The sequence below is a fragment of the Thiomicrospira microaerophila genome (assembly GCF_000934765.1).
Lineage (GTDB): Bacteria > Pseudomonadota > Gammaproteobacteria > Thiomicrospirales > Thiomicrospiraceae > Thiomicrospira > Thiomicrospira microaerophila.
Window position 1 is genome coordinate 1 of the sequence record NZ_JYNN01000095.1, and the last position, 2411, is coordinate 2411.

Here is a 2411-nt window from a genome sequence, read left to right on the forward strand (position 1 = left end):
ATGCTCGCGATTATAAAGAAACGCCCCGAGATGTTTTGGGTATTGTTAGAGGCAGGCGCCCAAGTCAATCTGGTTGATGAATGGGGTTGCACACCTGTGCAGTTAGCTCAGGTATCGGGGCAGTCACGGATTGTTGCCGGGTTGCTGAGAAACGGCGCTGATCTTAATTTGGGTCATCAAGGTTCATGCTATCTTTATATTGAAGAGCGTTTTATGGATTTGACGCTACTGCCATCTTAATAGGGTTTTGCTGTTTCTTACATGCTCCTAGGAGGACAGGGCAAAGTTACATACAGGGCGGGCAAAAGTGTAAGGTTGGTAAATTTATAAATGTAAGAATCAAGAAGCAAGAAAATTTAGTGCGTTTCATAGCCCTCGTCCAGACCATAAACCAGATAAGAAACAGCGAAGAGAATTGTCTAGAATTAAGATGGGTGATTCCTAAATTTGTATGTAGATTTTGACTTAGGTAAACTGCATTGATTGATCTAGAGTATGTAGTTAGTTAGTACACACAGAATGAATACAATAAAATTTGTGACTATTTTTAAGCTCGCCTCCCCATGTTAATCGGACAATAAAAAAAACGTTACTCGGACAAAAGAATCACTCAAATTTCCCCCTTTTTTATGCGATTAAAGCAAGTGAAAAACAGTTTATAGACAGCTAGATACATCCCACTCCCTAAACCCACCAAAGAAGCATGACACATCCAATTTAAAACACAATAACACATATAAAACAATTACTTAACAAAGACCCATCTAACCGACCAACAACCTCAAGGTCATAAATGCACTCACCATCAAGTCAAAAAAACTGATTCCACCCTCCCCAGAAATACTATTCAACATCAAAACAAAGCTAAAAGAGACATAAAGAGGACAGATTGTAGACAAAAAAGACGAAAAAGAGACAGTGTGAAGACAAAACGCATTCAAAAACAATGCAAAAACATGTGAAAAAACACAAATTTAAGTACCTGTACGTATAAAAGATACTTTGATTTATGAAAATCATTGACTACGACACACTCCAACACGTACCCGCTGTTTCATCTCAAAAAGTTTGATAAAGTTTAAATACACGCAAAGAAAGGTAATAAAAATGGAATCAAATAATTTAATTCATCATCAACAAACATTAACAAGATTATGTTTTGATTTTAGAGAAATGTTAAGCGAAGGATTTAGCATTCAGTACATCGTAAATCAGCATTATGACATCATCATAAATTTTGTGCGATCGAACCTTGTCAATAAATCGGGTCCCTACACGCTTGAAAAATTCTGTGAGTTAACTGAGTTAAATTTATTTGCTGTTAAAAAAGCAATTCAGCGCTACAGAAAAAAACAAAAAGAAAACAATGTTATTAAAAATCAACAAAACAAAAAAGTAAATATGGATTTGGAGGCAATTAATAAAAATAGCCACGAACCAATGAATATATCAAATATATTTAATGCCACTAATTTAAATTCTGAAACCATTTCAATTATTAAAGAAAGTAAAGAGTTTAGTCTTGATACGGGTAAAGGTATTTTTAAACTTATCTTTAAAGACAAAATTAATGACGAAATAATTTTTGATGCTTATGCAAAAAATGGCCAATCAAAAATTGCACAAATCAAGCGTTTTAATACTCACATCAACACATTTATTTAATTAATTAAGGAGTAATAGGGGTGAATAATAAAAAACATATTTACATTAGTCATGGAAATAAAGGTGGAACTGGAAAGTCATTCTTGGCAGTCATGATTGGCTCTATTTATGAGCTATATGACATTCCTTTTTTGCTGATTGACACTGATGCAAATCAAGTTGGGGGTCAGCCCGATGTTGGCCCCCGTTTTGAGCGATCATCCAAAGCACAGGTAGTGTACGCCCCTTTAACAGGTGAAGACAGTGCTGAAGATTTGCTCGCAGAATTGTTTGAGATTATCGAGAATTATCGGGGCGAGCACATCATTCTTAACACGCCTGCTGGCGCATCTGAGCAGTTAGAGCGTGTAGGTGAACTCATTGGAATGACGTGTAGCGATCTAGAAATCGACATTCATGTTTTCTACAATGTCTTCAACTCCACCCTTGCTGTCAAACAAGCAGAAGATCTATTAACTGGGAGTATTGCGCGCTATGCTACAGATTACTACATAGTAAAAAACAAGTTTTTTGGGCTACCACAGTTAACACCTGCACTTGAAAAATTGCCCTGTTTTACGCTACCTATCATTCACAGTAACGTCATTGATCGACTTAATCAGAATGAAAATTTCGCACAAATATTATCAACTTTACCCGCTTTTCAACGCGCCCAACTGAGCCAAGCTTTCACGAATTTGGCAAATAATGGTTTTTTAACTGCATTAAATATTATTAATAACAACAACAACAACAACAACAACAAC

At 35.8% G+C, this 2411-nt stretch carries 3 protein-coding genes; all 3 read left to right on the top strand.

Annotated elements, in window-relative coordinates:
* Window positions 1–240, top strand: a 240-nt coding sequence (locus tag NA59_RS12640) for an ankyrin repeat domain-containing protein (protein ID WP_044413517.1), incomplete at its 5' end; no start/stop codon positions are given.
* A gap of 867 nt (window positions 241–1107) precedes the next feature.
* Window positions 1108–1665 (top strand): hypothetical protein, encoded by a 558-nt coding sequence (locus NA59_RS12645; protein WP_044413520.1) that lies wholly within the window; start codon window positions 1108–1110, stop codon window positions 1663–1665.
* Between the two features lie 20 nt (window positions 1666–1685).
* The coding region (locus NA59_RS12650; protein ID WP_044413522.1) for a P-loop NTPase family protein at window positions 1686–2411 on the top strand (726 nt) is incomplete at its 3' end.